1 pseudogene is annotated in these 1309 nt (G+C 68.4%); it reads left to right on the top strand.

Going from position 1 to position 1309, the window contains the following annotated elements:
- The first annotated feature begins 28 nt into the window (after nucleotides 1–28).
- Nucleotides 29–1269: pseudogene (locus D7V77_RS41990) on the top strand (IS3 family transposase).
- Nucleotides 1270–1309: the final 40 nt, after the last annotated feature.

Raw genomic sequence — 1309 nt, 5'->3', positions numbered from 1 at the left:
TCTGGGGGAATAACCTCCCCCTCGCGAGGTGGATGTGAAGAAGCAACAGAAGCAGGACAGGACGGCGGAGCGCGGTCGGTTCTCGGCGAAGCGGAAGAAGGAGGCTGTGCTCCGATTGCTCAAGGGCGAGGAACTCGACGCGCTCTCGCGGGAGCTGGGCGTCACCGCAGCGGTGCTGAGTGAGTGGCGGGAGAAGTTCCTGGCCGGAGCCGAGGCGAACCTCAAGAGCCGCGAGCCGGAGCCCGCGGACGACGAGGTGCTGCGGCTCAAGGCCATGGTGGGCGAGCTGATGATGAAGAACGAGTTGCTCGCTGAGAAGGCGCGGCTGCTGGAGGGAAACGCCCCGGGTTTTCCCTGGAGGAAGTCGAGAGGATGAGCGCCCGGCTCTCGCCTTCCAGCGGCAAGCGGTACGGCCTGGCGCTCGTGACGGCCACCTGGTGCGTGCCTCGCGCCACGGTGTACCGACACCGCGCCCGCCGTCAGTCCACGGATGCTCCGACGGCTCGGCGCGGCCCCAAGACGGCGCTGACGGACGAGGCGCTGCGGGAGGCCATCCGTGGCGTGCTGGCGGCTTCGCCCTTCCTGGGCGAAGGGCACCGCAAGGTGTGGGCTCGGCTGCGCGCGCAGTACGTACGCACCTCGAAGGCCCGCTGCCTGCGGCTGATGCGCGAGGCGGGACTGCTGGCCCCGGGCCGTGCCCGCCGGGTGCTGGGCCCTCGCAACCACGACGGCACGATTACCACCGACAAGCCCGACGTCATGTGGGGCACCGACGCCACCTGCACTGTGACGACGCGGGAGGGCCAGGCCACCGTCTTCATCGCCATCGACCACGGTACCGCCGAGTGCGTCGGCATCCACGCGGCCAAGGTTGGCACCCGCTTCGAAGCCCTTGAGCCCATCCGCCAGGGCGTCAAGGCCCGCTTCGGTGCGTACGGCCAGGGCGTGGCCGCAGGGCTGTCCATCCGCCACGACAACGGCAGCCAGTACACTTCCGATGCCTTCCAGAACGAGCTGCGCTTCCTGGGGGCCGCATCCAGCCCCTCTTTCGTCCGCAGTCCCGAGGGCAACGGCTGCGCCGAGAGATTCATCCGAACCCTCAAGGAGCAGCTGCTCTGGGTGCGCACCTTCTCCACCGTGGAGGAGCTGCGGCGGGCCCTGCTGGAGTGGGCTCACCGGTACAACGAGCACTGGCTGCTGGAGCGCCACAACTTCCTCTCGCCGAGTCAGGCCCGGCGAGCGCTGATGCAGTCGAAGCAGGCGGCCTGATTACAACCAATCTGGTGTCTCAATAATCCGGTGCGGTACA

It is taken from the genome of Corallococcus sp. CA041A (assembly GCF_003612075.1).
GTDB lineage: Bacteria > Myxococcota > Myxococcia > Myxococcales > Myxococcaceae > Corallococcus > Corallococcus exiguus.
Note: the sequence above shows the minus strand (reverse complement) of the source record. Positions and strands in the feature narration are given on the sequence as shown.